General features: G+C 32.7%; 28 protein-coding genes and 1 pseudogene. 9 read left to right on the top strand and 20 right to left on the bottom strand.

All coding sequences use genetic code 11. The annotated features are described in order from the left end of the window. Positions 1-270 precede the first annotated feature (270 nt). Complete coding sequence (locus IV36_RS07645) at positions 271-783, top strand: GNAT family N-acetyltransferase (protein WP_056991592.1); 513 nt, start codon at positions 271-273, stop codon at positions 781-783. Positions 784-933: 150 nt separating this feature from the next. Here the strand turns inward: IV36_RS07645 and IV36_RS07640 are convergent, their stop codons facing one another. The 10 genes from IV36_RS07640 to IV36_RS07590 form a co-directional block, all read right to left on the bottom strand. Then, positions 934-1,254, bottom strand: coding sequence for a DMT family transporter (locus IV36_RS07640; protein WP_056991591.1), 321 nt, complete (start codon positions 1,252-1,254; stop codon positions 934-936). Between the two features lie 304 nt (positions 1,255-1,558). Beyond that, a complete protein-coding gene (locus IV36_RS07635; protein WP_056991590.1) occupies positions 1,559-2,491 on the bottom strand; it encodes an AEC family transporter in 933 nt (310 codons plus the stop codon). A 133-nt stretch (positions 2,492-2,624) separates the two neighbouring features. Next, complete coding sequence (locus IV36_RS07630; RefSeq protein ID WP_056991589.1) at positions 2,625-3,143, bottom strand: ClbS/DfsB family four-helix bundle protein; 519 nt, start codon at positions 3,141-3,143, stop codon at positions 2,625-2,627. A 140-nt stretch (positions 3,144-3,283) separates the two neighbouring features. Beyond that, positions 3,284-3,841 carry a TetR/AcrR family transcriptional regulator gene (locus tag IV36_RS07625; protein ID WP_056991588.1) on the bottom strand — a complete coding sequence of 186 codons (558 nt, stop codon included), beginning with the start codon at positions 3,839-3,841 and terminating at the stop codon, positions 3,284-3,286. Between the two features lie 2 nt (positions 3,842-3,843). Then, complete coding sequence (locus tag IV36_RS07620) at positions 3,844-4,542, bottom strand: MBL fold metallo-hydrolase (RefSeq protein ID WP_056991587.1); 699 nt, start codon at positions 4,540-4,542, stop codon at positions 3,844-3,846. A 743-nt stretch (positions 4,543-5,285) separates the two neighbouring features. Further along, on the bottom strand, positions 5,286-6,077 hold the full coding sequence (locus IV36_RS07610) for a metallophosphoesterase family protein (RefSeq protein WP_056991585.1): 792 nt from the start codon (positions 6,075-6,077) through the stop codon (positions 5,286-5,288). A 19-nt stretch (positions 6,078-6,096) separates the two neighbouring features. Then, positions 6,097-6,624, bottom strand: coding sequence for a 2-thiouracil desulfurase family protein (locus IV36_RS07605; protein WP_156648640.1), 528 nt, complete (start codon positions 6,622-6,624; stop codon positions 6,097-6,099). Positions 6,625-6,793: 169 nt separating this feature from the next. Beyond that, entirely contained in the window at positions 6,794-7,804 is a 1,011-nt protein-coding gene (locus tag IV36_RS07600; protein WP_056991583.1) for a HoxN/HupN/NixA family nickel/cobalt transporter, read from the bottom strand. A 181-nt stretch (positions 7,805-7,985) separates the two neighbouring features. Beyond that, the gene (locus IV36_RS07595) at positions 7,986-8,621 is read right to left on the bottom strand and encodes a Type 1 glutamine amidotransferase-like domain-containing protein (RefSeq protein WP_056991582.1); all 636 of its coding nucleotides are present in this window, start codon (positions 8,619-8,621) and stop codon (positions 7,986-7,988) included. A gap of 76 nt (positions 8,622-8,697) precedes the next feature. After that, positions 8,698-10,392, bottom strand: coding sequence for an MFS transporter (locus tag IV36_RS07590; protein ID WP_056991581.1), 1,695 nt, complete (start codon positions 10,390-10,392; stop codon positions 8,698-8,700). Between the two features lie 94 nt (positions 10,393-10,486). On the opposite strand from IV36_RS07590, the gene IV36_RS07585 reads away from it, so the two are divergent. The 6 genes from IV36_RS07585 (at position 10,487) to IV36_RS07565 (ending at position 14,482) form a co-directional block, all read left to right on the top strand. After that, positions 10,487-11,029, top strand: coding sequence for a TetR/AcrR family transcriptional regulator (locus IV36_RS07585; RefSeq protein WP_056991580.1), 543 nt, complete (start codon positions 10,487-10,489; stop codon positions 11,027-11,029). Between the two features lie 277 nt (positions 11,030-11,306). After that, complete coding sequence (locus tag IV36_RS12545; protein WP_338086407.1) at positions 11,307-11,552, top strand: HAD family hydrolase; 246 nt, start codon at positions 11,307-11,309, stop codon at positions 11,550-11,552. Positions 11,553-11,557: 5 nt separating this feature from the next. Further along, positions 11,558-11,947: an HAD family hydrolase gene (locus IV36_RS12540; protein WP_338086408.1), complete on the top strand. Its 390-nt coding sequence runs from the start codon at positions 11,558-11,560 to the stop codon at positions 11,945-11,947. A 205-nt stretch (positions 11,948-12,152) separates the two neighbouring features. Then, positions 12,153-13,076, top strand: coding sequence for an ABC transporter ATP-binding protein (locus tag IV36_RS07575; RefSeq protein WP_056991579.1), 924 nt, complete (start codon positions 12,153-12,155; stop codon positions 13,074-13,076). Beyond that, positions 13,066-13,839: an ABC transporter permease gene (locus IV36_RS07570; RefSeq protein WP_056991578.1), complete on the top strand. Its 774-nt coding sequence runs from the start codon at positions 13,066-13,068 to the stop codon at positions 13,837-13,839. The genes IV36_RS07575 and IV36_RS07570 overlap by 11 nt, the downstream gene beginning before the upstream one ends. A 1-nt stretch (position 13,840) precedes the next feature. Beyond that, positions 13,841-14,482 (top strand): TetR/AcrR family transcriptional regulator, encoded by a 642-nt coding sequence (locus IV36_RS07565; protein ID WP_056991577.1) that lies wholly within the window; start codon positions 13,841-13,843, stop codon positions 14,480-14,482. A 203-nt stretch (positions 14,483-14,685) separates the two neighbouring features. Here IV36_RS07565 and IV36_RS07560 read toward each other — a convergent pair whose 3' ends face one another. After that, positions 14,686-15,291: a VanZ family protein gene (locus tag IV36_RS07560; protein WP_056991576.1), complete on the bottom strand. Its 606-nt coding sequence runs from the start codon at positions 15,289-15,291 to the stop codon at positions 14,686-14,688. Positions 15,292-15,551: 260 nt separating this feature from the next. Next, on the bottom strand, positions 15,552-16,121 hold the full coding sequence (locus tag IV36_RS07555; protein ID WP_056991575.1) for a TetR/AcrR family transcriptional regulator: 570 nt from the start codon (positions 16,119-16,121) through the stop codon (positions 15,552-15,554). Between the two features lie 161 nt (positions 16,122-16,282). Between IV36_RS07555 and IV36_RS07550 the strand changes: the two genes are divergently transcribed. After that, entirely contained in the window at positions 16,283-18,124 is a 1,842-nt protein-coding gene (locus IV36_RS07550) for an MFS transporter (RefSeq protein ID WP_056991574.1), read from the top strand. 292 nt (positions 18,125-18,416) lie between these two features. On the opposite strand, the gene IV36_RS07545 is transcribed toward IV36_RS07550, so the two are convergent. The 3 genes and pseudogenes from IV36_RS07545 to IV36_RS07535 form a co-directional block, all read right to left on the bottom strand. Next, positions 18,417-18,791: a tetratricopeptide repeat protein gene (locus tag IV36_RS07545; protein WP_235810278.1), complete on the bottom strand. Its 375-nt coding sequence runs from the start codon at positions 18,789-18,791 to the stop codon at positions 18,417-18,419. A gap of 64 nt (positions 18,792-18,855) precedes the next feature. Beyond that, the gene (locus IV36_RS07540; protein WP_056991572.1) at positions 18,856-19,314 is read right to left on the bottom strand and encodes a GNAT family N-acetyltransferase; all 459 of its coding nucleotides are present in this window, start codon (positions 19,312-19,314) and stop codon (positions 18,856-18,858) included. A 197-nt stretch (positions 19,315-19,511) separates the two neighbouring features. Further along, a pseudogene (locus IV36_RS07535) lies at positions 19,512-20,108 on the bottom strand (NAD(P)H-dependent oxidoreductase). Between the two features lie 95 nt (positions 20,109-20,203). Here IV36_RS07535 and IV36_RS07530 point away from each other — a divergent pair. Beyond that, positions 20,204-20,680: a MarR family winged helix-turn-helix transcriptional regulator gene (locus tag IV36_RS07530; protein WP_056991571.1), complete on the top strand. Its 477-nt coding sequence runs from the start codon at positions 20,204-20,206 to the stop codon at positions 20,678-20,680. Between the two features lie 28 nt (positions 20,681-20,708). On the opposite strand, the gene IV36_RS07525 is transcribed toward IV36_RS07530, so the two are convergent. The 5 genes from IV36_RS07525 to IV36_RS07505 form a co-directional block, all read right to left on the bottom strand. Continuing rightward, positions 20,709-21,512 (bottom strand): alpha/beta fold hydrolase, encoded by an 804-nt coding sequence (locus IV36_RS07525; protein ID WP_056991570.1) that lies wholly within the window; start codon positions 21,510-21,512, stop codon positions 20,709-20,711. 146 nt (positions 21,513-21,658) lie between these two features. Continuing rightward, complete coding sequence (locus IV36_RS07520) at positions 21,659-22,429, bottom strand: DUF4111 domain-containing protein (protein WP_082623732.1); 771 nt, start codon at positions 22,427-22,429, stop codon at positions 21,659-21,661. A gap of 90 nt (positions 22,430-22,519) precedes the next feature. Then, positions 22,520-22,990, bottom strand: a complete 471-nt coding sequence (locus IV36_RS07515; RefSeq protein WP_003689577.1) for a hypothetical protein — start codon at positions 22,988-22,990, stop codon at positions 22,520-22,522. A gap of 26 nt (positions 22,991-23,016) precedes the next feature. Continuing rightward, positions 23,017-23,868: an alpha/beta hydrolase gene (locus tag IV36_RS07510; protein ID WP_056991568.1), complete on the bottom strand. Its 852-nt coding sequence runs from the start codon at positions 23,866-23,868 to the stop codon at positions 23,017-23,019. After that, the gene (locus IV36_RS07505; protein ID WP_056991567.1) at positions 23,858-25,180 is read right to left on the bottom strand and encodes a PTS transporter subunit EIIC; all 1,323 of its coding nucleotides are present in this window, start codon (positions 25,178-25,180) and stop codon (positions 23,858-23,860) included. Before IV36_RS07505 ends, IV36_RS07510 begins: the two co-directional genes overlap by 11 nt. Positions 25,181-25,977 lie beyond the last annotated feature (797 nt).

Here is a 25,977-nt window from a genome sequence, read left to right as displayed (position 1 = left end):
CAAAACTATTAAACAAAGAAGTTATTTTAAATTAATATATGGGCAAATACAGAATCTTAACACTAGAATAAACAAAAAAATGAAACTGAAGGAAGTCAGAGACTATGGTAGTAGAAACTAACAATGCTTTAAAACATAGCGTCAAAGTTCCTTAATACGAGTTCCACAATATCAAATTCTGTTATTTTCTTTTTTTATTCACTGACACTGATTATTTTGCGTTGATTAATTTGATATTGTATAATCTTGATTATTTAGTGAGGTGATTAAATGATAAAAATAATGCCCTTTGAGAAAACTGATTCTAAAAATTTATTGGGATATCTTAAAAAAGTTTCATTACAAACTAACAATCTTGGTATAGAAAGCCAAGAAATATCTGCTTTTTTTAATGTAGAGAAAATTGAACGCTTCAATAAAGATTCAGAAGCAAACGTTTCTTTTGTTGCTAAAAATGATGAGACTGGACAAATCATTGGATTAGCACAAATTACTAGAAAGCTAAGAATCAGATACAAGAATCAAGCAGAACTGGCTATCTCAGTAGATAAAGAATATTGGGGTCAACATTTTGGTAGTAAGTTATTTGAAGCCTGTATTGATCAAGCTGCTAATAAATGGCGAATCGATGGTCTTTATTTAGAAGTACTTTCTGATAATCAAAGAGCCATTGGCCTTTATCAAAAATATGGTTTTAAAGTAGTTGGAGGCTTACCAATTCTGTTGACTATCAATGGTCAAAATAAACCTGGAAAGATGATGTTTAAAGATCTGAAAAAATAAAATAATGTTCAAATCTTTCACTTTTGAAATCTATTCTTGAACATAATTATTATCAAGGTTAAGTTTATTCGTTTCAAACTGTGAGTTCAACACAACTTATCAGTCAAAAAATGCTTATTGTTACGCTTTAAATTAAAAAATTAGGTCTAACTAATGTCCAGATGTTATTTTTATTCCTACTATCCCCACTAACAACAAGACAATAAATAGCCATGTTATACCTGGAATTTGGTCTCTAAATAAAATCACTCCAGCTAAGATTGAGCCAGCGGCCCCAATTCCAGTCCACACAGGATAAGCAATACTTATTGGAAGATGTTTGGTAGCAATTACCAAAAAATAAAAGCTTAGAAACATTCCCAAAAGTGTAATCACATCCCAAAAGATATTTACGAAGCCATTGCTGAGTTTCATAGAGGTTGCCCAAACTACCTCAAAAATCCCTGCAACTATTAAATAAACCCATGTCATTTTTATTCCCCCCAAAAGCACATATAAAATTATTTTTAAAACCTAAAGAAATATTCGCATGTGCAAATACATTTAATGGTAATCTTTATGTAATCAACATTTCTGAAAATATCACGTTTCTATAATATTTGCAAGCAATGTTAGCTTCTAATACATCTAATCTGAATTATCAAAATTTAAAAAATTTATAGTATTGGACTGAGAAAATAACAAATGAATCTGTACCAATGCACCACCCTATCCTCTTTCCAAATAAAATTTTTCCCTCAATCAAAGACCCCTCTTCTCACATTACAAAAATTAACTATATGTAAGGAATCAAATAAAACACAATTGGAATTGTTATTAGACTAAGAATTGTAGAAATACCCATTAATGTGATTGCAGGAGAAACATCATCCTTATTTTGTAGTGTGAACAAAACAACAATTCCAGCAACAGGACATGCCATCATGATGACTGTCGTATCAAGAGCAACTCCAGAAACACCTAAGAATTCCAGAACTACTATTGCAAGTATTGGGAAAAGTATGTTTCTTAAAAAAACTGTTAGCCAGATACCTAGACTTTTTGCTTCTCTCTGTATTTTAATGTTTCCCAAACTGTTACCAATTACGATCATAGACAATGGTGTATTAATTGTCCCAACATACCTAACTGTTTGGCTAATAGTACTTGGTAAAGAAATAGAAAAAATAAACAAAAGCAATCCCAAAAATATTGAAATAATATTGGGATTCAAGAATACTGTTCTTAATCTAGACAATTTTTTTATGTTACTCTTATTTTTATTAAACAAAGATAAACCATATGTCCAATTAAAAATATTAAACCCTGCAAGGGAAACAACCGCAAAAAACACCCCCATCTTTCCAAAAAGTGAACTGACTAAGGGAATTCCCATAAAACCAGCGTTAGAGAAAATAGAACCATACTTGTAAATCCTTCGAAGATTGGAATCTTTGACCACTTTGAAAAAAATAGAGGCCAGCAATATTTCTAGTAGATAAAACACTACAATTCCAATCCCAGCTATTAAAAGCTGCTGTACACGATCAGCAGAGTATGATTGTTCAAAGGCATTGATGATTAAACAAGGTGAAACAATGTTTAGCAACATATTAGTTAGATCATTTGCTGTTTGTGGATGCATAAATCCAATCTTATTAATTAAAACTCCTACTAACATTAATAAAAAAATAAGAATGATTTGATTATTAAGTACTGAAATATTCATAATTAAAGGCTCCATCTTACAAAATAAATTAAAAAATACTCTATAACAACCATTATAGAATATTTTTCTAAGTTAAATCTATTTAAAATTTGAACCTATTAGTAAAATGTCTCAACAAAAATAAACAATTAATTCAATTGGAAGAAACAGCCAGCTTTTTCCACTTTCTTATTTTAGGACGAAAATTAGTAAATGGTGCCACAGTATTAATATGAATCCATTTCCATAAGGGCCATTGAGCCTGATTGTTAGCCCATTCTCTTTGATGAGAGCCAAATAGTTCATCTGTTGATAAAGTAAGTATCCAACTACAAGTTTGCTGGACCAATTGATCCAATTTTTCCCGCTGTGAAACCAGTGATTGGTTACCAAATTCAATATAAAATTGCTGGTAAAGACCCCCTAGATTATTCCATTTGAAATCAGGTGTCGGTGTGACTACAGGCTTACCTGCTTTTTCCCGTTCTTCCCAGGATAATAACAAAGTTAACCAACCTATATGATAAGACAACATTTGTGATGGTGTTTTATCGACAGGGACACGTAATAAGTCTCGCTTATTTTCGGGAATACCATTAAATTCATTAATAAACTTAGAGTAAGCTAAATTAATTTTGGCAACCAGTTCTGATTGGTCACTGTAGGTTTGCATTATTAACCTCCCATTTTTATTATCTATTTTTATTAACAATTTTAATACCAGATAGATCCAATCTGTACATGACACTAAATTTATCAGTGCAAGGTTGTATTAAAAATATTTTCCATAACACTTGAGCTTTCACTAATAGCTTACTCCTTAAGACTCCCAATAAGTAACTTCAACCCATAAGTAAAGGATTCATCAATATCAGTATCCAATCCAAAAGATTCATTGGTTTCCAGAAGTAAAAATCCATGCATGTAACTTCTCCAAACCCTAATGAAGTGAATCGCGTTCTCATCTTTAATGTTGTATCCAACTAAAATACGTTCGACTAATTGTAAGATTTCATCTGATTTAGATACAGAAAAGTTATTCTTATTCCAGAGAGCTACTTTCTGAGTTAATGAATATTGTCCAGGATGTGATTTAAAAAAAGCTCGATATGTGTCAGACAGCGCTAATAAAGCCTTCTCTTTTTCTAAACCAATGATAGACTTCACAAGATTATTATATAAATTCTCTAATGACCGCCTTGCTGTTTGTAAAAGTATATCATCCAAACTTTTAATATGATTATACAGTGATGGAGATTTGATATTCAATTCAGTCGCAATATTTTTTAAAGTAACCTTTTCTAATCCTTGTTGATCCAAGATAAAAATAGCAGCATTTATTATCTCATTTGTAGTTATTTTTCTTTTCAATTTTATTTCCTTTCGGCAGCTCTAATAGCCTTTTCTATCTGCTCAATTGGGTCACTTAATAAAATGTCATGACCTACTGCTAAGAGAGTGGGATTCAGTTTTCGTAATTTTTTTGCACTAGTTAATGCTACTTTAGAATTCCAGGTAGCAAGAGATGGAAACGGAAAAAATATTTTCAAAGTACCAGAAACAGCGATTCCTCCCCTTGTCTGAAAAGCATCACCAGCAATTAAAGTCTTAGAAGAAGTGTCAAAGAAGGAAACCGACCCAGGGGTGTGTCCTGAACTTTCAATTACTTCAAGTGTACTAAGAATATCCTTATTTTTAAATGTAAAATCAATATGAATTATGTTCTTTGAAAATGAACCTCTAATTTTATTTTGGGACTCTGTAGGCAGTAAAGTAAAGTCTCCTCTTATAAGTCGTAAATCTCTTTGTGATATGCCTATTTCTGTTTTTGGAAATTTCTGGTGAAATAAAGGAACCCCACTCACATGATCCGCATGTGCATGAGTCAGCAACAACTTAGAAACGGGCTTTTTTAATTTTCTTGAAATCTTTTCTATTTCCGATACAAAGCTTTTAACACCCATATCAATCACAAATAGCTCATTCTTATCTTCCCAAACATAACAATTGATTGGAAAAATATAGGGTGCCCAAGTTATCTGATATAAGTTTTTGTTTTGTGTTACTTTCATTATTTTCTCCTTTCCAAATGGCATTATTTCCGATTTAACTAACTATATTAGCATTATAACTAATCAGATTAGTCTAGTCAAATAATTACTCTGATAAAAAAATTTCACAAATTTTCGCCATTCCAATTGGTTTTCGAATTTTTCAAAATATTGTAGTGTATTCTGTTCCATATTAATTTCAACTTTGGTAACAGCTTGCCAAATTCAACCATTGCATTTTTCAGACACACATTTGTAACTAATAAACTCCGTGATAATCAAGAATGTATAAAAATATTCCTGCAACACTATCTGAGAGTAATCAAAATCCATTCTTTTTAATGTTAATTTATGGTTATTCCGATTTCAATTTATTAATTATTTTGCCTGGAATGCTATTTACTAATAGAGTACCGAAAATCAATTTTAAATCTACAATTAAAAAATAAGCTGTGCCAAAATTTGTATTTTGACACAGCCTTTTTGTGATGTTTACTAAGTACGTCTTTTAAAATTTGAACATTTGATTCCTTATTTGTAATACCCTGGTGTTTTTTATTTTTTGAATTTTCCTGCATAATTTGCTTTACCCATCCTACTCTTCAGAAAAGTAATGTCTAGGTGATGAATATCAATATGTAGAAAATTGCATCTGCAGTTTCCCTAAGTAATTTGTATAAACATCGTTATAGTACACATATAATAATAATTCAATGTTTCTTGTATCTTAAACATCTGATTTATTATTTTTTTACATAAAACTTCTATGATTTAAAGTTCTTTATATATTGTTCTTTAAAGGGTAACCTAAGTTCAAAGGCTTTTTCGAATTCAAGAGTACAGTCATAAGCAATTCGTCTAAATTGTGGATTAATGTCACCATGCTCACCTACTTCCAACAACAGATACTCGGCTCGCTTTTCTTTGTACAAATGAGTAGGTTTATCAAATGGAAGCCCGATAGAGCCAATATTTAAGATTAAACGTTCATCAGCATTAGTATAATCGTAATTTACCATATTATTACTTAAGCAATTCAAATCAATGTAACGCATTGTTGGATGATGAATATGCGCGAAAATAGCAACATCTAAATTTTGACGCTGTTTCTCAAATAATCTAATTAAATCTATACTTTCTGCCCTTACAGAAAGAGAATCACCCTGATTATCATTAGGAAGATTGTGTGATAATCCTATTCTTACCCCATTAACTTCTTTTTCAAAGTGTAGTGGCCACTGTTCAACAATCTTACAAGTTTCCAATGGATTGTCTAGGTGCCCAATAATGTACTTTTCAATGAGCTCGATTGAATTGGATAATTTAGCTTTTTTTGAGAATGAATTAATGAGAAAGTCTTCCCAGTTTCCCCTAATTTTTATACTAGGATTAATTTCCAAAAATTTATTCCATATTTCTTGAACATCAGGCCCTGGTCCAAAGATATCACCCAGAAACCAGTAATCATCAACATTTTCTTTTTTTGAGTCTTCATAAAATGCATTTAGGGCGCTCAAATTGCCATGAATATCCGAAAAAATTGCAATTTTTGCCAAAATAACATTCTCTCCTGTCCTAGTTAAAAATAGTTGTATCTAGTAGGCTTTCCTTTACAATATCATCGACAAAAGGCAACACATTTTCGACAGAAAGCTCATTATCAGAAAAGGTTTTAATTCCATTTTTTGCCAAAACTTCAGCAGTTACACCTCTACCAGAGATTTTCTGACCCGTAAATGTGCCATTGTAGACAGTGCAATTTCCACAAGATGGGCTACCATCCTTTAAAAAAGCCGCAGTTACCTGATTTTTCTTAGCTATTTTCAAAACTAAATCTGCACCCAAAAGGTATTTATCTGTTACATCTTTGCCATTTATTTCTTTTACTATTGCTTTATCATCAAGGACATCATTGGCCGTTCCATTGACAATTTCTGCCGGTGAACGTGGAATATCAAAGTCTGCCATTATTTCGGGACATGCAGTTATGGCCTGACCATGTGTAACTAACCAAAGGGCCAACTTATTTGTAGCTGCGGATCCGTCGTAGCGAACTTCAAATCCAGCTAAGCATGAACTAATCAATATCAATGTAATTTTCATCCTTTCTAACTATCACAAGATAGGTTCGTGACGTAAGTCGCTAGTTATACTTTATCATGAATAATTCGAAATCAGACAGAAATTTTCGATTTCTAGAACACATTTACGAAGAATAAATAAGGAGGCCAAATCAAAGCTTAACCTTTGATCTGCCTCCAATCATGAATTCTTAAATTGTTGTTTCTCTTTTTTTAATGAGAAGTTTTCGAATAGCATAAGCGATTAACCACATAGCTAGTAAGGTAAGGACCAATCCATACCCTAACCAACCAAAGTCTATGTTCTGTATCCAAGACCAGATTCCACCCTCAGTGTGTGCCAGACTTGCAGCAACTTGTATCAATTCAATTGCTCCAATGAGAAATGCTGCAATCACAGAAACTGTAGTTACAGTTAAATTGTAATATGCTTTCCTGACCGGAGTATCAAATGCCCAAGTATATGCACCTGACATCATAACAGAGTCTGTCGTATCCATCAGATTCATTCCAGCAGCAAACAAAATTGGTAATGCAATAATTCCAATGGTAGATATCCCCGACTGAGCCGTGCTTGCTGAAAGAGCTATTAGAGCAATTTCTGTTGCAGTATCGAATCCTAAGCCAAATAGAAAACCAATCGGATACATTTGCCATGAATGATTTATACATCTAAAGAACGGTTTGAGAATTCTGGCCAAAAGGCCACGCGACAGTAGAATATTATTGAGGACATCTTCATCGACTTCCCCGTTTTTCATGGATTTCAATGAACGATATAGACTAATAAGCACCAAAAAGTTAAAAGCAGCGATAGCAATCAAAAAGCTACCTGAGACTAGAGATCCAATTCTTCCTCCAACTGCTTCTAAGAAAGGTAATTTCAATTTAGCCCACTTAATTGAGATACTTACTACAACTGCCATCAAGAAGACAACAGTTGAATGTCCTAATGAAAAGTAAAAACCTACCCCATAAGATTTCTTGTCTTGTTGAATTAGTTTGCGCACTGTATTGTCGATTGCGGCGATATGATCTGCATCAAATGCATGTCTTAATCCTAGTGAGTAAGCTAATAAACCTAACCCCCAAAAACTGGGGTGCTTTGCAGCAGCTATAAATAATAACACAATGCCTATCAGATGTAATCCTAGGCTTGCTAAGTAATATGGCGAAGAACCATATATAATTTTTTTCTTCAAAATAATTAAGCCCCCATACTGAATTTCTCAATAAAAATTATATAGAGGTTCAGAGGCTGCAACTTTACCTTATAACATAATTAAAAGAACTTATCATTTGATAATATAGAATGTATAATCTTCTGCCTATTCTTAGAGACATTTATGAAATTCAAATTATCCGATTAGAAATAATCAACAATCACTCAGTTGGAGATATTAGGATATTCTTATTATCCTCGATTAGAATACCTTGTTCATTAGTTAATCTAGTAATCGATTTTTGGGTCTCCTTCTCGAACTCATCTATAGCATTTTTCAGACGATGATCTAGCTTTGAGTGTACATCGTAGTGGGGATAAATTCTAATATCTGTAACACTAATAGAGGACATGTCTACATCATCATTAAAATTATCTTCTGGATAAAGCTCATCATATAAGTCGAGATCTGGTCCTAAAACGATTGCTCCTGCACTTATCCCATAGAGAGGTGTTCCTCTTAAGGCTAGTTCCTGTAAGATACGAATGACACCAGTTTTTCTTAAGCTATCTAGCAATAAAAATTCGTAACCACCATTTAATATGATGGCTTTAGCTGTTTTAAGAATATCTGAATTATCTGATAAAACATCAAACAAAACAACATTTTCAAATCCTAACGTTCGAACAGTTTGTTGTAATTCAATCATTTTAGGATGTTTCTTACCTTCTTTGACTGAATTGACAATAATTATCACTTGATCAGATGCAAAATCTATATCTCCTAACATATTTAGAAAACTCTGTGTAATTTCTTTATTTATAAATGCTCGTGAAGAAAGTAAAATATTTTTCATCTATATTCCCCTTATATTTTGTCAACAGTAGATATAAGACAAGCTTACTATACCCACGAATTAATTCCTAAGCTTTCTAAGACTTTTGTTTCCTTTTTTCAAAAATAAATACTGTGAGCAGCAGCATCCAAGCAAAAGGCATTGCAATTTGGTATGGTTTGATAAATGCAATCGTCATTTTTTTCTTAGCTGTCTTAGCAATAATTTGCCGATAATTATCAACTTGTTGATTTATTTTTCTGACCTTTTCTTTTACGATTACTGAAATTTTTGCTTGAACTTTCTCCTTAGCGGCTGTCGGCCACTGAATTCCATCATGTTTTGTTAGATAACGCTTTGTCTCAGCCATAACTATCTTTTCTTGTGCCTGAGAATTAATAGCTGGATTATCTTTAGTAGTTGAACTTCCTGTACCATACAAAGATTTGTGCGTTGTCTGTAATATTTGTTTTCTTTCATTTCGATTGACAGATATTTTTTTGATTTCGATTTGTGCTGTTGACCAAACTTGCGCTTTTGCAATTCCCAAATTTGTTGAAAGTGTAGAAACAAAAATAGCAACAGCAAGCACTGTACCAATTTGCCTAAACACACCCGTTACACTTTGAGACGCTGTGAGCAGCTCACCTGTGAAATTTCCAGCGCTCAAGACAGTAATTGGACCAATAATTATTCCATAACCTGCTCCGATAAAAATGCAGGAAATTGCAAATTGCCAGTAAATATCAGGGTCCATGATCGAAATTCCGACATAACCGAATGCCAGAAGAATAATTCCTAAGGAAATCAATAATCGACTACCTGCTTTTTTAAGAAGCAATCCACTGACTGGTGAAAATAGAAAAACCATTGCTGATGCAGGAGTGATCATTAATGCAGCTGCCAATTCAGTATGACTTTGAATCTTGGTAAAGAAACTTGGCATAAGCACCATCATACCCACAAAAAATATTCCAGCAAAAACAGTTACAATGATAGCCCCTGTGAAATGACGATATCTAAATAGATCTAAGCGAATTATTGGATCCGAAGCACTTGTTTCACGCCAGATAAACAATCCAAGTGATACAACAAATCCGACAAACAAACAAAGAATTTTACTACTGCTCCACCCCCACTCACTTCCTTGGACAAGGGCAAGTGTCAATGAGAACAAGGTAAAGATTGCTAGAAGCATACCTGTAATATCCAACTTAGCTCGTACATTTTTTTCATTGCGCATTGGTAATAAAAGCAAACACAAAACAATGGCTATTAGGACCAATGGAATGTTAATATAGAAAATACCCCGCCATCCCCAAACTTGGGTTAACAATCCACCGATTGTTGGTCCGAGGGCTGTTGCAAGTCCCTGAGTAATACCTAAGACTACAACAGCTTCATTCCTTTTACTTAACTCAACCGAATTGATACCTATCGTCATGCTAGCTGGAAAAATGATTGCTGCTCCAATACTCTGAAGTTCTCGTCCTGAAATTAGAATGATCACCGTTGAGCTTGCAGCTGACAACAATGAACCAGTGAAAAATAAGATTAGACCAAGAACATAGACTTTGTGTCGTCCTATCTGGTCAGCTATTCTACCGAGTGGAATAGTGAGCGCCGCAAACGTAATAGTATAGACATTTAATGCCCATTGGAGAGTATTGAGATCTGTATGAAGTCCTGTTTGAATTGCTGGCAGTGCAATATTCATTACCGTTGTATCAAGCATACAAAGGAAAATCCCAAGAGCCATTGTAGCTAAAATAATAATTTGTCTTTTTTTCAAAATAATTACCCCTTACTAAAGTATGCAGTAAGTGTAAGTAATGATATATTAGAAGTAAATAATTAGGTTACAGAAAGGTGGAAACTTGTAAACTATGTCTCCACAGGAAATGAAACAATTAAAACTCAATCGAATATACAAGGCACTCTTATCATTGCTTGCCGACCATTCTCTCAGTGACATCTCTGTCTCAGTTTTGTGTCGTAATGCAGGTGTATCGCGCACATATTACTACCGAAACTATAAGTCCATGCAAGAAATTATTTCGCGGCATCAGGAAATGGCTATTAAATCCTACTTGCGTATTCTCCCGCACGCGGCACATATGAATTTTACTCAACTTATGACTGCCTACTTTAGATTAATGAAGCAACAGTCAACCGAGAATGTATTGCTTATTAATGCAGGACTAACAGATACTCTAATTAGGACATTCAGAACTGTATATCTATTTCTCGTGGATCAAAAAATTATTGATTCTTCAAATACAAGAAGTCATCATCAGTACTTTCCTTCATTTATGGCAGGAGCAGTGATATCCATTCAAATTCAATGGATACAAGAAGGAATGAAAGAAACACCTGCTGAGATGGGGAAAATACTCAATGAACTCTTTTCTTTTGCTGCCCAGAAATAATTTTATATTATTAAACAAAAAGCAATCGCTAAATGTAAGTTAGCGATTGCTTTAAGTCATTTAAGTTTTACCGTTAATTAATATAATACAATTACTCATTTACTAATCCTTTTCCCAAGATATTACTTCGTAACCCATCAAATGTGTCTACCACTTATATTTAGAATTCTGTATAATGAGAATTTATAGAATTAAAAAATTGCTAAAAATCATTGCTAAAACACTTTATTTATTATGGTTACTTAAGTTTTTAGCGAATAACCTAGGAGAGAGTTGTATGCAAACATATATTTTTGATTTTGATGGTACTTTAGCCGATTCAGGAAAAACTGGAATTTTGGCGACCCAAGATGCTTTTAAGGACTTCTCATTGCCTATACCTGATTACAAAACAGTTAATTATTATATGGCAATACCAATTGAAGTTTCTTTCAAAAAGATGGCTCCCCAACACGTTTTTAATGAACAAGAGTTTAAAGACTTGATGGATTGTTTTCGCGAACATTATAAAAAAATGAGTTAGCTAATATAACTCTATTTAATGGCATTTTACCGACCTTACAGACCTTAACTCAGCGTTCTAAATCTCTCTACGTGGTATCTAGTAAAAATTCAGTAGCCTTATTACGAAATTTAGAAAATCTGAAAATAAAAAAATATTTCACAGATGTTATTGGTTCAGATCAAGTTCAACATTTTAAACCTGCTCCTGATGGTGTTTTATCAATAATTAATAAATACCATCTTAATTCTGATGACTGCATTATGATTGGAGATGCCATTTTTGATTTAAGAATGGGTAAATCTGCTGGTGTTCATACCTGCGGGGTTACTTGGGGAGCACATGATCCTTATAGTCTGTTAAAAGAAAAACCTGATTTTCTTTTAAGTAAGGCCGAAGAATTATTGACAATTTAGTTGTCACTGTTGCTATGCTGATGGCTCAGCATAATTTTTTAAATAAAGTATAATACTTTGCATAAAACGGTAAAATTCAAGTATCGCTTCAAAATTACGACCAGAGCGTATTCCTTACTATAAGTAATTTTTAGCAGATACTTGTATTTTTTATTTTTTAGTTTACAATGTAATCATAGATTACAACGTAAACAAGGGAGAAAAAATGAAAACTGCGATTAGATTGAATCATATTTATAAGAGTTTCAATAAGCGACCCATTTTAAATGGAATAAGCTTTGAAATTAAACAAGGTGAAATCATTGGTTTATTGGGGCCAAACGGTGCCGGTAAATCAACATTAATTAAAATTATGACAGGCTTAGTTTCACCCGATGCTGGCCAAGTTGAAATATTAGAAAAACCTTTGTTTAAAAGTAAATATCGCCTAAAGAGATATTTAGGCATTGCTCCACAAGAATTAGGAATCTATCCACAGCTAACTGTTAAACAAAATTTGAGAAGCTTTGGTGCTCTCAACGGTCTATCACCCGTACAAATTGAAGAAAAGTACTTGCACGTGACGTCAATCTTTAATTTAAAAGATTTAGCAGAACGAAAAGCAGCGGATTTAAGTGGTGGTCAAAAAAGATGGCTCCATTCAGCTATTGCTCTGATGAATCAAGCAAAAATTATTTTTCTTGATGAACCAACTGTCGGTGCAGATGTTAATTCGCGCAATCAAATCATTCATGCAGTTAAGGTTTTAAGCAAACAAGGTATTACAGTTATATATACAACACACTATCTTCAAGAAATGGAAGCACTTGACGCAAAAATTATTTTTCTCAACCACGGGCTGATTCAAGCTAACGGAAGTTTAGAGAAGATACTTCAAACATACGCAAGACCTTCATTAGAACTTTACTTTGAAAAAAAATTACCTTCTTTAAAAGGTTGGAAAATTGAAAATGGTCATTTGAAGTTGGCAAACTTAGGCAGTAACATGCATTATATAGCTGCATTAAAAAATGTACTCAGTAACCCAAAAGTCAATCAAAATCAATTGGTAAACATTAAAATTAAAAAGGCTGACTTAGAGTCGGCTTATCAGACACTGTTAGAAAAGAGAAATACAAATGAACATTAAACAAACCTTTGCAGTAATAAAATTAAATAGTCGCTTGCAATTCGCAGATCCTACGGTACAATTTATTATGATTCTAGTTCCTCTAATAATGGCGCCATTTATGCTTCCTTCAGCAAAGACCCAGTTAATTGCTGATGGATATATACATGCAAATGGTGCCGAACAAGTTGTACCTGGACTAGCAATTTTATTTTCTTTTTTTTCTATCCAACTAATAATTCAGATGTTTTTTGATGAAACTACTTGGAATACATGGAATAGGCAACAAATCTCAGCAACTTCTCTAACTGAAATCATAACTGGAAAAGCCGTTGTAGCTTATTTAATTCAAATTGTTCAACTCAGTACAGTAATCCTTATCAGCAGTCTAATTTTTAAATTTCATATTAATGGAAACTGGTATGCTTTCATCACAACTGTTGTTTCATTTGCTGCAACATTAACCTTTTTTGGGATCATGTTAGTTAGCTGGTCAAAGTCCTCAGCCATTGCACTATCTCTATCAAATTTACTAGGAATTTTAATGGCCGGATTAGGTGGCAGTTTATCACCAGTTAATTCGTTCCCACATTGGGCCAGAATTCTGGCTAAGATTGATCCTGCATACTGGGGACTTTTGGCTATTAAAAAAATTAGTTTGGACCATGGTAACTTCAACACAATTTCTCAGAATTTAATTATTTTATGGATTATGACAATTATTTTTTGTTTATTATCTCTATTTGGTTTTCATTCTCGACCATTGAAAGAAGGAAATAACTAGTATGAAACCTGCCAAACCAACAAAAGAAACTCTGAGTAGATCTTACATTTTAGAAACTACACTTAAAATCATAGATCAAATAGGACTCAATAAATTTTCGATGCGTAAATTAGGGCAAGATATGAACGTCTCGCCTATGGCCGTTTATCGCTATTTTCCTAATCAGGATGCCCTTTTTGATGGCCTAGTCGAATGGATTTGGCAGGCTGCCTTAGTGGAAAAAGAAGATTCAACGGCCGACAGTTGGCAAGAACAGCTCATTGGTATAATGACTCACTTACGACAGGCTTTATTAGAACATCCAAATACACTGCCTTTGATTTCGACACATCCATTAGTGACTAAAACAGAATTTATATTAGTGGAAAAAATTTTGGTCGAATTAAGAAGAAAAGGCCTCGAACTACAGCCTACAACTGTTTTTTTGATTAATTCATTGACTGCCTACACAATGGGATTTGTTTGGGCAGAGGCAATTGAGCCAAAACATGGTGGTCAAATTGATTCTACTTTAATGAAGGAATTACAGGATGATTCTGAACTCCTAAATAGTCTTCTTAAATCTATCCAAAATAAGCAATTTACCAGTGAAGAGCAATTTCTAATGGGAATCAGAGCACTTTTAGCCGGTTGGAAGCAGTGAAACCATGACCAACAATATTAAAATCGGGTAAATATTTATTATTGGTATATAAAAGATTGTGTAAATGCATTAGTATAATACAACACCTTATCGCTTATTTGTGTAAAACGACTATTGAAATCAAATTTATGATATAAAAACAAAACTTCGCAGTGAATAAAAAGCTGCGAAGTTTTGTTTTTAATTATGCATTTATATTTATTTTATACTTCTGCGACAATTTTTCTTCGACTGACAAGACTTGGAACCATTTTTCGCAGAGCAAGGAAGATAAGAAACCCTATCACTCCACCTAATGTGTTTTGTAATAAATCGTTGATGTCAAAGAGACGATGCTCCAAGTAAATATAGGACAACAACAATTGTGAACTTTCAATGGTTAAAGAAGTCAAAAATGAAATAGCAAACATTTTTTTGAAAGTTGCTTTATTCTCCCAGAGAAGTGATATGAATAGAGTTAATGGAATGAGCATTACTAAATTTCCAACGATCGTATATTGTGAAGCAGCTGTGTATATTGTCTTATACATCTCAAGCGGATGCCATTCAATGCTATCAAAATACCCGAATCCATTAGCCGAACGAATAAGTTCGAGGTAAGTTCGAGGTGTATATACGTTAATGCTGATAGTTAATTGAGCAACACAGGCCAAATAGAAAAAGAATGTACCTTTCAAAATATTACGTTTATTTACCTTAGGAAATGAAGTATGTGTCCAGTAAGTAAAAGCACATAGTAGCAAAACAAACCCTAATTTAAATGGAGCAATTGTCATAACGGGTAAGTAAAATTGATTGTTAATTAACATAAATTTCACCTTCCTCAATTATTTATTACATCTATCATACTAATAATCGATGAACAAATTGTTTTAAAAAGATGAAGTATATTCATTTTTTGTCATAAAATACTCTAAAGTATATTATTTTTTCTTATAGAAATGATTTGGCTTAAACATTTTCTTAAAGAACTCTGCGCAGTTTCACAAATAGTTTATCCTAATATTTGCTTCTTCTCCCAGAAATACAAAAAATAAAGGTTCACAATCAACTAATTTTTAGTCCCTTTTTACTTAATACTGTTTGCTAATTGATGTATCGCATCTATCATTATTTTCTTAATTTCTGCTGGAGATTCTGGCTCGTCTTGCTCCAACCATACTCGCAGAATATTAGTAAAACCGCCTAATTGAAATGACATTACATATGCCACCTGCTTAGCGCTACCCTTCACATGCCATGGTGCAGCGAACGCATTATATCTCGGTATTGCCTTTTTTTGCCAAATTTCATTCATGTGGTCGAAAAGCCCTTGGTCAATCAATAATCTAATGAGATCTCTTTGTTCCCACCAGAAATTTAAAAATATGTCTAATGTATTATCCAACATCGTAGCTCCTGGTTGAGGAGCCTGTTTGATCAATCGTTGAAAATATGCATCGAATAAATTATCACAGAAATAATTAATTAGTGCTTCTTTATTTTTAAAAGAGTGATAAAAGGTTTTTCTTGATAACTCTGCCTGTTGTGCTATTTCAGTGATTGAAATATCTTGAAAATCTTCAGACTTCATTAATTCAATCAAAGCTTCACTCAACCACTGCTTTGATTGTTCAACCATTCTTTCCTTACCATTCATAAGATTTACCTCCATCAAGATAGATAGGTTACATACATGCTAAATTTGTTTCACTTTTGCAAATTCTATTGTTTTGTACCTTTGTTTAATTATAATATTAATTGCATCAATGGTAACATTTGTAACCTATATGGTCAATTGTTACCTAAAGGAGGAGAAAAATGTCACGAGTTATAAAAATAGTAAGCTTTATTGGTTTAACAATTGCAATGTTCATGGGAACATTAGACAGTACCATTGTAAATATTGCTTTGCCTAAAATCATGGCTCACTTCAATACAAGTATTACCAATGTTAGCTGGGTATCAACTATCTATACACTATCGCTAGCTGTGTTTATGATTACTGGGTCAAAAATTGCCGATCGTTATGGTCGAAAAAAAATAATGCTATTTGGTTTAGCACTCTTTGGTGGTTTTTCTGCAGCGTGTATGCTGTCAAACTCATTATTAGAATTAATTATTTTTCGCTTTTTCCAAGGCATTGGTGGTGCAATTATTACACCAATCGTTTTACCAATGGGTATTGAAATTTTCGGGAAAAAGAATACCTCAAGACTTGCTAGTGTAGTTGGTGCTGTAACAGCTTTGGCAGCAGCAGGTGGACCACCGATTGGAGGAATAATTCTTGAATATGCCTCTTGGCGTGAAGTCTTTGGAATTAATGTACCACTAACAATTGTTTCGTTTATTATTATTTCAATTTGGATAAATGAATCATATGACGAAACGTTAGATGGAAAAATTGATATTTTGGGAACTATTCTTTTAACGATTGGCTTAAGTGGTATAACTTTTGGTATGCTGGAAGGAAGACAATATGGTTGGAACTCAAGCCTGATTCTAAGTTGTATTATTGGAGGTATCTTAGCACTCGTTATTTTCGTTGCAGTAGAGCGCAAGATAAAAAATCCTCTATTGGAATTGGATCTATTCCGCGAAAAAACATTGACTGCTTCCAGTTTGGTTTATTTTATAACAGGATTTGCCCTGATTTGTCCAATGCTAATTTTTAATTATTTTTTACAAGATGTATTAAATTATTCTGCATTGACTTCGGCACTAATAATCATGCCTATTTCATTGACCATCATGGTATCTATGCCCTTAGGAACTAAGTTATTTGAAAAAATAGGAGCAATTCCAGTTACGTTATCAGGTCTAATTATTATGGCATCTAGTCTATATTTATTATCATTTATTAATGTCAATACTCCTAAAGAAATAATGGTTATCTTTGTAATTATAAATGGCATTGGTTTTGGCTTTTCTTGTGTGTCTCTAGTTGCTTCTGTAAAACATTTACCCCAAAATAAAAATGGTATTGGTTCTGGTATTGTAAATGCTGCACGTCAAATCGGAACTTGTTTAGGAGTTGCTCTTCTTGTAACAGTTTTAGATGGCAATGTGACATCTGCCAAAAATACTATAAGACAAAATTCAATTCGGATTATTGAGAATGAACCACTATCAACAGGGGTCAAAACAACTGCACACGTTGAACTGAACAAATTGTTTTCTACTAACGATTCATCAACGATTTCTACCAAGAACAAACAGAAACATTTACGAAGAGAACTTGCTCATGCTGCTAAAGCTACAAAGAATCTACCTACTCCTAAACATAATTCTGGATATGGAAAAATATATCATGCTGAATTAAAAATCAGCCAAGCAACAACGATGGCTGCAAAAAAAGCGGCTGCAGTAACCGATGAACTAAATCTTATTAGTAAAAAAAATACTTTACTTGCACCTTTAGTTTCAAACTCTCTGAAAATTAATAAAGGAACAGAAGAAATATCGCAAAGCCAGCAAAAAGTTCTAACTGTAATAAAATTACTGGCACAAAAAGAAGCCCTGACCAAGGCACTTACTCGTATAAAAAACGAGAAAAATCAGCACATTAGTAGTGCCTTTAGTCATACCTATATTTTGGGTTCCTTGATCGTCTTGCTTCTGTCTCCAGTTGCATTATGGACAGATCGAAAAAATAAAGAATAAATATTCTAATAATTGTTTTTATCTGGAGTTGGGTCAAAAGTTAGATTTTGAACCAGCTCCTTTATTTAACAAACTAAATAAGAAAGAGAATAAATCGAAATTAAAATTTGATCTATTCCCCTAAAAGTGCTGTTGACTCTAGCATTATAACTGCTACATATCAAATCAGAACCTGTTTAGACGTGGTCATTTAGAAAAGAATTCATAGGTAAAACTGGCAATACCTAAATCAAGAACACCGTGCTAAACTAAAAAAATCAATATCTTATTAGATTAATTCATGTAGTCATCTCTACCAAATTTTATCTAATTTATCAGAATAAAATAAAATTGCTTTTTTAAAATTCTGAATATCTGTATCATTTGAAGTTGCAGACAATACCTGTAATAAAATTTCCATCGAAATATCATGTCTCCCTAAATTGAAAAGCGTCATAGCATAAAATACTTTTAACGCGTTGTTTTGCGGAAACTGGTGAATAGCTTTTTCGAATACAACTTTGGATTTGTTATAATCTCCGAGCGTTCTATAGGTACTACCCATTCCTAAATAAGCATCCTCCAAATATTCTTCATTAAGTCCTAGTTCTATCGCCTTTTCATAAAATAGAATTGCTTTATCTTCCTCACCTAAAATATCAAAACTCCAAGCAACTTGATAGTTCAAAAATGAATCATAAGGTGTTACCTTTAGAGTTATCCCCCTATCTGTATGACTCTTATATTATTTTTTATAAATCACGACTCATAGTAATATCAGTTGGAATAAAACCAAGTTTATGATAAACATGAATTGCACGTTCATTACTACCAAAAACATGTAAACCAATCTTCTTAAAGCCTAGTTTTCTTGCTTCTATAAAAATCATCCCCATTGCTTGCGTACCAAATCCTTTATTTTGAAATTCAGGCTCAACTGCAAAGTCATAGATAAAAGAATCCTCTGGATTTACTTTACTTTTTGCCAGCCATAGATATCCAATATTGTTCTGGTCAACTTTAAAAATATAGAAATAATTTCCTTCTGTCTCTAGTCCATCAGGAAGTAACTGTCTATATTCTTCTTCAGCTAATTCCATTGCTTCTTCAGCGCGCCATGTTCCTGCATCCACTTTTTCAGAAGCGTATTCTTTAATAGTTCCAACAATATACTTTTCATAGCCCTTTAGATCCATTTTTTTTAATTCCATAAAATTTCCTCCATTGTCATCAAGTTTAGCCCATCTAAAAACATATTATTGGCATGTATATCTGCATTAATCAATTAACACTCTGCCTATTTTAACTTATGAAATATGCTTATACTAATTAATAAACAAGCTAGATTAAAATGCAGTTTTTAATCTAGCTCATGGTTTTTACCACTTTTAAGTACCAATAATTCGTGCTACAAGATATACTTACCAACTTTTTTGATTGCCCTAAGTCTTTTACTCTCTGTTTGATCTTCAGCATTAAAATAAGTAATTTTAAAATCCTTTAATCCTAGTTTACCAAACACGCCTCTCTTTAACATATTGCCTAATGGATTTCGATAATGTAATTTATAAATAATGTTTGGTGTACCGATTACTGCTAAAACTCTGATTTTAGTTTTCAGATTTAGAATTTGTCGTTGTCCAGCTATTTCCTCCACTTGTCCTTTGCAAAATACTTTATCGATGAATCCTTGCAGGCATAACCTCCCACCAAACAGGAAAAATAAAGATTATTTCATCTTAACATTTGCTTTTTTTAGTCGAAGTAAATAGTTTTGGCTTTGCTCATCAACATATTCTTTAGTTCGCCAATTGGTCAACCCTTCTTTAGTAATAACTGGATTATATCTATCTGCCTGAAGATCAATAACATCAACTGTATGATTCTGAGCCTTCAAAGTATCAATGGCATTCACAGCAAGTGCCGCACAATAAGATCTCTTGTGGGGAACATTTTTACTTGATTCTAAAGTATATGGATGGTCGAGTACTATAGATACATGCATATAGAATTCCTTCTTTACATTTTTATATTCCATGGAATATAATGTATAATAACAGTAACTGAAAGGACTGTCAATTTATATTCGGAGGAATATATATGTCAAAACTAAACCCATTATTACAGCAAATTGATAAAGAATTGCATCGTTATCTTGCTTTTGATAATACAAAAAAAGTTCAAGAACATCTGTTAAAGCATGCTGAAGAAAAAATTAGCGACATTATACCTAATGTTTCTGTGACAGATTTAGACATTATTAATCATGTTGCAAGTCATTCTGAAATCAGAATTAAAGAATTAGCAGCCACCGTTTATTTTCCTCAAGGAACTGTTTCAAAAATAGTTAATCGTTTAGTAAAGAAAGATTTGCTCAAAAAATATCATCGTAGCGATAATAAAAAAGACGTATATTTAAAACTAACCGCCAATGGCCAAATTATAGCGAAGCTACATGAAAAATATCATGAAAATGAAAATCAAAAATTAAATGAATTGAGAGCCGATTTTAGTGATAGAGATTTGCAAAAATTAGCCGAAATGCTCAGAAAAATCAATGAACTACGAGAAAACTAGAATATAGTTCTATAAAGCCCCCCAATATTTAAACAAAGAAATACTTAATACAACTATCGAATATTTTTGATTGATCAACTGGCAAATTATGTCCAGCATTTTCTAAAATTAGCAAGTTGCATTTTCCAAAGTTCTTAGCCAATTTAGCTTGTTCTTTGAAACCAACAATATGATCATGTTTCCCTAATAGAAGAAAAGCAGGGATATCAGTATTCCAATTTTTAAGCTCCATTTCATTTTGAAACTGATAATGATTAAAATTATCAGATTGTAGTCTTTCAACAAAACTAAAATCACAGTTTTTAAGTCCTGGAATAATTTCTTCTGTATACTTCTGCCATGAAGTTTCATCAATAACTACATTCATCCCGATAAAATCTTCCATATATTTACTACTTGGAATTTTAAAATTTTCCCCGCGGATGTTGCTATGTGTTTCAACAATCCTTTTATTTGAATTTGCTGTAACAACTGGGCATGTCAGAAACAACCCCTTTATGCGTGTAGAATAATTATATGCTATCCCCAAGCTCAAATATCCCCCATAAGAATGTCCACAGAGATAGAAAGTACTAATTTTAATTGAGTCTAGGAACTTTATAATTAATTCCATCAAATAATCACTAGACGGCTGTGGTGCAAAAAAAGATTGACTCTCTCCCATCCCAGGGAGATCAATGTAAATTCTTTTGTACCTTTTTCCAATAAATGCAGGTTCATACTGACATTTCATAGAATTAAGATCTAAACACAGACCATGAATAAAAACAATTGGTTCACCAGTTCCAATTATTTCGTAGTGAATCAAAATATCATCAACCAGTTGTTGCATAAAATACCTCCGTTTTTATTTATTAATGTCATTATAATAAAAAGAATACGCTACTATGCGTGTTCTATATTTTATATTAAATGCCTATTTTTGAAATACATTACTTGTTAAGTAAATTTGAAACTTGTATTTTTTTGATTATGATTCTAATCATTAATTTTATTCAACATATAATCTGCAAATTCAATCAAAGATGCGTTGCTATATTTTTTTTCATATTGTCTTGACACACAGGAAGTATATTCATGCAACGCACTTTTAATGATTTCACTGTATTCTTGAGGAATATTTATTATTCCCCACCTCCCACCTGAAAGTTTGGAGGTTATCAACTTCTCCTTCTTATAGGCAAGTGCGCGACAAAGGTTTAAAACCTTATACATAGGTTGTTCTATAATTGTGGATTTAGCATCTGAAACATCATATAAAATGCTATTCCAGTAGGATAAACTTGGAATCGAACAAAACACTTTTCTAATTGGCATACCAGTTAAAACTTGTCCAGCCCTTACGGTAATCATAAAGTGAGCCGTTAAATCTGGATCCAATCCATGCATTGTCTTTACATATTCTGTAGGATTATTTATATAGTTCTGATAATGCTGCTTGGAGAAATGTAATTCAAAGGGTATAGGTTCGTTAAAAGTTACAGTATTTTTTAATAAAACAATATGAAATTCCAATCCTTTGGCTGGGGCTAATGGCCATAAACTTTCGACTGTATATTGCATAATCCTTTTTTTCGTAATCAAAGAAAGAGGCTGGTAGACAACAACCAGATAATCCAAATCACTAACTGATTCATTAAAAGAATCAAGCACAAATGAACCATGGATATATATACCGACCAAATTATTTTTTAATATTCTTTTATACCCATCTTTAAGTGATGTAAATAATTTTTCTGCCAAATACATATGCTCACCCATCTGTACAAATTAGTTTTGAACCTTACAATTAATAGAATAGATTGACACTTTCTAACTTTTTCTCGCGTTTAATTACACTTACAACCATTCTTTTTTCAGTTTAAAATAACTTCCGCGAATTGAGCCGGCTAATTTTGAACGTTGATGTGCAAAATTGAATTTACCTCGTAATTCACTTGGAATCTCCATATCCTCACACAACTTTAACCCAACTGCCCTCTTGGGTTTGTCCCTATTTTTCTCATAAAGAACATTGATAATCATTCCATTTTGATAAATGAAGTCAGGCCAATATATATCGTCGTCTTCATAGATTGCAACTTCCAAAATAGGTGATTTAAATTCTAAATTTCGTTCTTCTTTTAGAATTTTATTTAACCAATTAATTTCTTTTGTTCTTTCACTTGCAGAGTACGTGATATATTCAAATTTGTATTTATTCCAAAAATAGCGTGCCTCATTAGCACGAAGTCCAGCCAATGATGCTGCTACAGGAGAACTTTCTAAACCAGTTAATTCAATATTTTTAAAATCGACTTTATATTCCATCTTTTCCCCTCCTATAGTAAACTACGTTATTCTCCTTGTGTTTGTCCCATTCTTCTGCGGAAATTTTCTCTTAAAATATATTGCCCAATTAGTGATACGATTTGCTTATTTTGTGGTAAATCAGAATGTGCAGTATTTGCCCCAGTGACGGTGATCTCAGTGAAATTTTTAATTTGATCTTGAAAAATATATTTAGCAAAGTTCACACTATTGTATGGAACAGTGCCATCACTATTATAATTTTCAGTTCCTGCAATTGAATACATAACCAAAGACTCTGGTAATCCTTCACGATAAGCATACAATTCTTTAAACATTGCCGTTTTATAAGTAGTACTCTTTTCTTCCATATTGTATGGACTTGCAATTGTCATCAACTTATCAACTCTGACTGAAGGTGTTTTCTTGAGATACTTTTCAAGAAATAAGGTCAGTATCAATCCACCATTAGAATGACCAAGTGCAGAAAAATGATTGAAGTGATAAGTTTTTACTAGTTGTTTGAAAGCAGTACTCAGCCAAACTGCCTGTTTATCAATATTACTTTTACCATCTTTATTATTTTCAAAACTAACAACTATAAAGGGCTGATTATCATTTCGACGAATTGTACCGGTAATAGATATTTTACCATTTTTTTGGACAACAAGTTTCAACACACTATGATTCTGTGGAGCCTCATGTCCTAATTCTGTGATTAAACTATCAAAACGATTTTTGGTCGCACTTGATCCTGGAACCATTATGATTGGTGCCATTTGCGTCTTTCCAGAATTTCTTAGCTTTGCAATGTTGCTATGATTCCAATTATATGCCGGAATACATATTGCCAGTAGTACAAGTACAGCAAGTCCACCAAAAAAAAACTTAGTTTTCATTAGCTGCCCCTTCCTTACGTATATCTTCAAAATAATCATGTAATAAAACAAATGGCAGATAAAGCACAATTGCAATTATAAGATTTAGAATGCTAAACAAAAATGCCTGCCATGCCCCTCCTGTACCAAGCCACCCAGCCAAGAAGCCAGGAGTTGTTTCACTAACTGGATATACTGAAGGTGGCATAAAATTAAATTTTAATGCAATCCAAGTAATCAGAACACTAACTACAGGAGTACATAAAAAAGGAATAATTAATAACGGATTATACAATAACGCAGTTCCCATCAAAAGTGACTGATTAATATTGAAAGCACTGGGCAGGAAACTCGCTTTCCCGATTATTTGTAGATTCTTATTGTGAGAACGCCATATTATTGCTATCAAAAGTGATAGTGCCATTCCGGGACCACCAATATTTGCAAAGCTGTCAATTAGAGTATGAAGCGATATCTGATTTGGTGCACCCCAAGAAGAGCCATGCTGAATTGCATATTCTAAATTTTGAACCATGCTACTAGAGCTTACATTATTAAAATCAAAAAAACCAATTATTCCCAATAACCAGAGACAATTATTTAGAACTACTGCTAAAATAGCGGAGCCAAAAATCCAGTTACCTCCTACAAACGAAAACTGAATTGGACCAGATGATAAATTAGTGATTCCATTCTTAACTAGTAAACTTATAATACAACCCAGAAACGCAAAAAAAGTTAAAGTCATCAGGACCGGCATAATTGATTTTTGTGTTCGTTCTGCTAGTGAAACATTTTGTTTGAAAGATTTGTTTTTTTGTTCATTCATCGGTGTAAATCGATTGAATATCCATCCTGTTATTAACCCAACAACTATTGCAATAAAGACCCCACTGTAACCTAAACTACCCTCCAAAAAACGACTAGTTACATGGTGTCCTGCTCGTTCAAAAACACTTCTATTGAAATTTACCATCAGAAACGAAGAGATGGCTGTTATACCAGCAACTAACCCGCTCTCAGAAGATTTTCGCACTGCAATTTTAGCTACTAAGAATGTTAATACAACTGAAATTACACCATTTATACTAAAATTCAATATAGTGAAGTACCTAGAAAATATTTTAAATCCTGGAAACCACTGATCAATATGGTAGATATTATTTAAAAATCCATGTTTATGAAAAACTGCATTACTCAGTAGTTCAACGTATATACCTACTAAAATAAATGGAAACAAAATTGTAACAGCCTCACGTACTGTTAGCAGATAATTTCGGTGTTCTACACAGTTATCGATTTTAAATAAAAAGTTAGTGAGACGTTTATTCATCATATACCCTCTTTACTGATTTGTTTAAGTATCAACACTAATTAATTATAACGCTAGATTTTGATACAGCGAAAAATTAGGTCAAAAACTATCTTTTGATCCGACTTTTACATTTGGTAGTGTATAGTATAAGAATGTTCCATATATTAAAGATCTCTGCATCTGATTGATAGTAAAACCCAGTAATTGTTCTCATCAAAATAGAAGTGCACGGTAGATACACCAATAAAAGTTTCGTTGAAAATTTTGCCACACAACTTCACCGCTTTTGACTAGTTACTTTAAGCGAACCAGTTGCACTACCGATAGTTCCAAAGTTGTCAAAAAAGACGAGGCATGAAAAAATAATAACATTTGCTTCAGTGAATAAATATACTTTAAATCCTAACAAGTACGTTATTCCTTTTTCTGGTGATGATATGAAACTGTGGACTTTCTTCTTTAAAACTATAAAACTGTGATTTATAATTTGTTGGATAGTGTTTCTTCATCGGTTTGATTCTTTTATAAAGGATTCTGTATTTAGCTTTCCAGCCACTTCTCTACAAATAAATATTGACAGTCCCTTCTTGACACCTGTTTTATTTGGAATAATTCTTATCAAATTACGGATATTACTGCTTATAAAGTTTATAATGAAATAATTTATGTTATCTTTCCCTGACATGATATTGTTTTGTGTAGTATAAAAAAAGATTTTTCTTTAATAGGTCCACTATAATATTTTTTATTAGCATGAATTGCTCCTATCCTAGTATTTGGTACATAAATTTCTGAACAGTTGTGCCATAATTAAT

Source organism: Liquorilactobacillus mali (genome assembly GCF_001437155.1).
In the GTDB taxonomy this organism is placed as follows: Bacteria; Bacillota; Bacilli; order Lactobacillales; family Lactobacillaceae; genus Liquorilactobacillus; species Liquorilactobacillus mali_A.
Note: the sequence above shows the minus strand (reverse complement) of the source record. Positions and strands in the feature narration are given on the sequence as shown.

Coding starts and splice junctions, on each gene's coding strand:
- IV36_RS07645 (WP_056991592.1), top strand. CDS start 271: ATGATAAAAATAATGCCCTTTGAGAAAACTGATTCTAAAAATTTATTG.
- IV36_RS07640 (WP_056991591.1), bottom strand. CDS start 1,254: ATGACATGGGTTTATTTAATAGTTGCAGGGATTTTTGAGGTAGTTTGG.
- IV36_RS07635 (WP_056991590.1), bottom strand. CDS start 2,491: ATGAATATTTCAGTACTTAATAATCAAATCATTCTTATTTTTTTATTA.
- IV36_RS07630 (WP_056991589.1), bottom strand. CDS start 3,143: ATGCAAACCTACAGTGACCAATCAGAACTGGTTGCCAAAATTAATTTA.
- IV36_RS07620 (WP_056991587.1), bottom strand. CDS start 4,542: ATGAAAGTAACACAAAACAAAAACTTATATCAGATAACTTGGGCACCC.
- IV36_RS07605 (WP_156648640.1), bottom strand. CDS start 6,624: ATGAAAATTACATTGATATTGATTAGTTCATGCTTAGCTGGATTTGAA.
- IV36_RS07595 (WP_056991582.1), bottom strand. CDS start 8,621: ATGAAAAATATTTTACTTTCTTCACGAGCATTTATAAATAAAGAAATT.
- IV36_RS07585 (WP_056991580.1), top strand. CDS start 10,487: ATGTCTCCACAGGAAATGAAACAATTAAAACTCAATCGAATATACAAG.
- IV36_RS12545 (WP_338086407.1), top strand. CDS start 11,307: ATGCAAACATATATTTTTGATTTTGATGGTACTTTAGCCGATTCAGGA.
- IV36_RS07575 (WP_056991579.1), top strand. CDS start 12,153: ATGAAAACTGCGATTAGATTGAATCATATTTATAAGAGTTTCAATAAG.
- IV36_RS07570 (WP_056991578.1), top strand. CDS start 13,066: ATGAACATTAAACAAACCTTTGCAGTAATAAAATTAAATAGTCGCTTG.
- IV36_RS07565 (WP_056991577.1), top strand. CDS start 13,841: ATGAAACCTGCCAAACCAACAAAAGAAACTCTGAGTAGATCTTACATT.
- IV36_RS07560 (WP_056991576.1), bottom strand. CDS start 15,291: ATGTTAATTAACAATCAATTTTACTTACCCGTTATGACAATTGCTCCA.
- IV36_RS07555 (WP_056991575.1), bottom strand. CDS start 16,121: ATGAATGGTAAGGAAAGAATGGTTGAACAATCAAAGCAGTGGTTGAGT.
- IV36_RS07550 (WP_056991574.1), top strand. CDS start 16,283: ATGTCACGAGTTATAAAAATAGTAAGCTTTATTGGTTTAACAATTGCA.
- IV36_RS07540 (WP_056991572.1), bottom strand. CDS start 19,314: ATGGAATTAAAAAAAATGGATCTAAAGGGCTATGAAAAGTATATTGTT.
- IV36_RS07530 (WP_056991571.1), top strand. CDS start 20,204: ATGTCAAAACTAAACCCATTATTACAGCAAATTGATAAAGAATTGCAT.
- IV36_RS07525 (WP_056991570.1), bottom strand. CDS start 21,512: ATGCAACAACTGGTTGATGATATTTTGATTCACTACGAAATAATTGGA.
- IV36_RS07520 (WP_082623732.1), bottom strand. CDS start 22,429: ATGTATTTGGCAGAAAAATTATTTACATCACTTAAAGATGGGTATAAA.
- IV36_RS07515 (WP_003689577.1), bottom strand. CDS start 22,990: ATGGAATATAAAGTCGATTTTAAAAATATTGAATTAACTGGTTTAGAA.
- IV36_RS07510 (WP_056991568.1), bottom strand. CDS start 23,868: ATGAAAACTAAGTTTTTTTTTGGTGGACTTGCTGTACTTGTACTACTG.
- IV36_RS07505 (WP_056991567.1), bottom strand. CDS start 25,180: ATGAATAAACGTCTCACTAACTTTTTATTTAAAATCGATAACTGTGTA.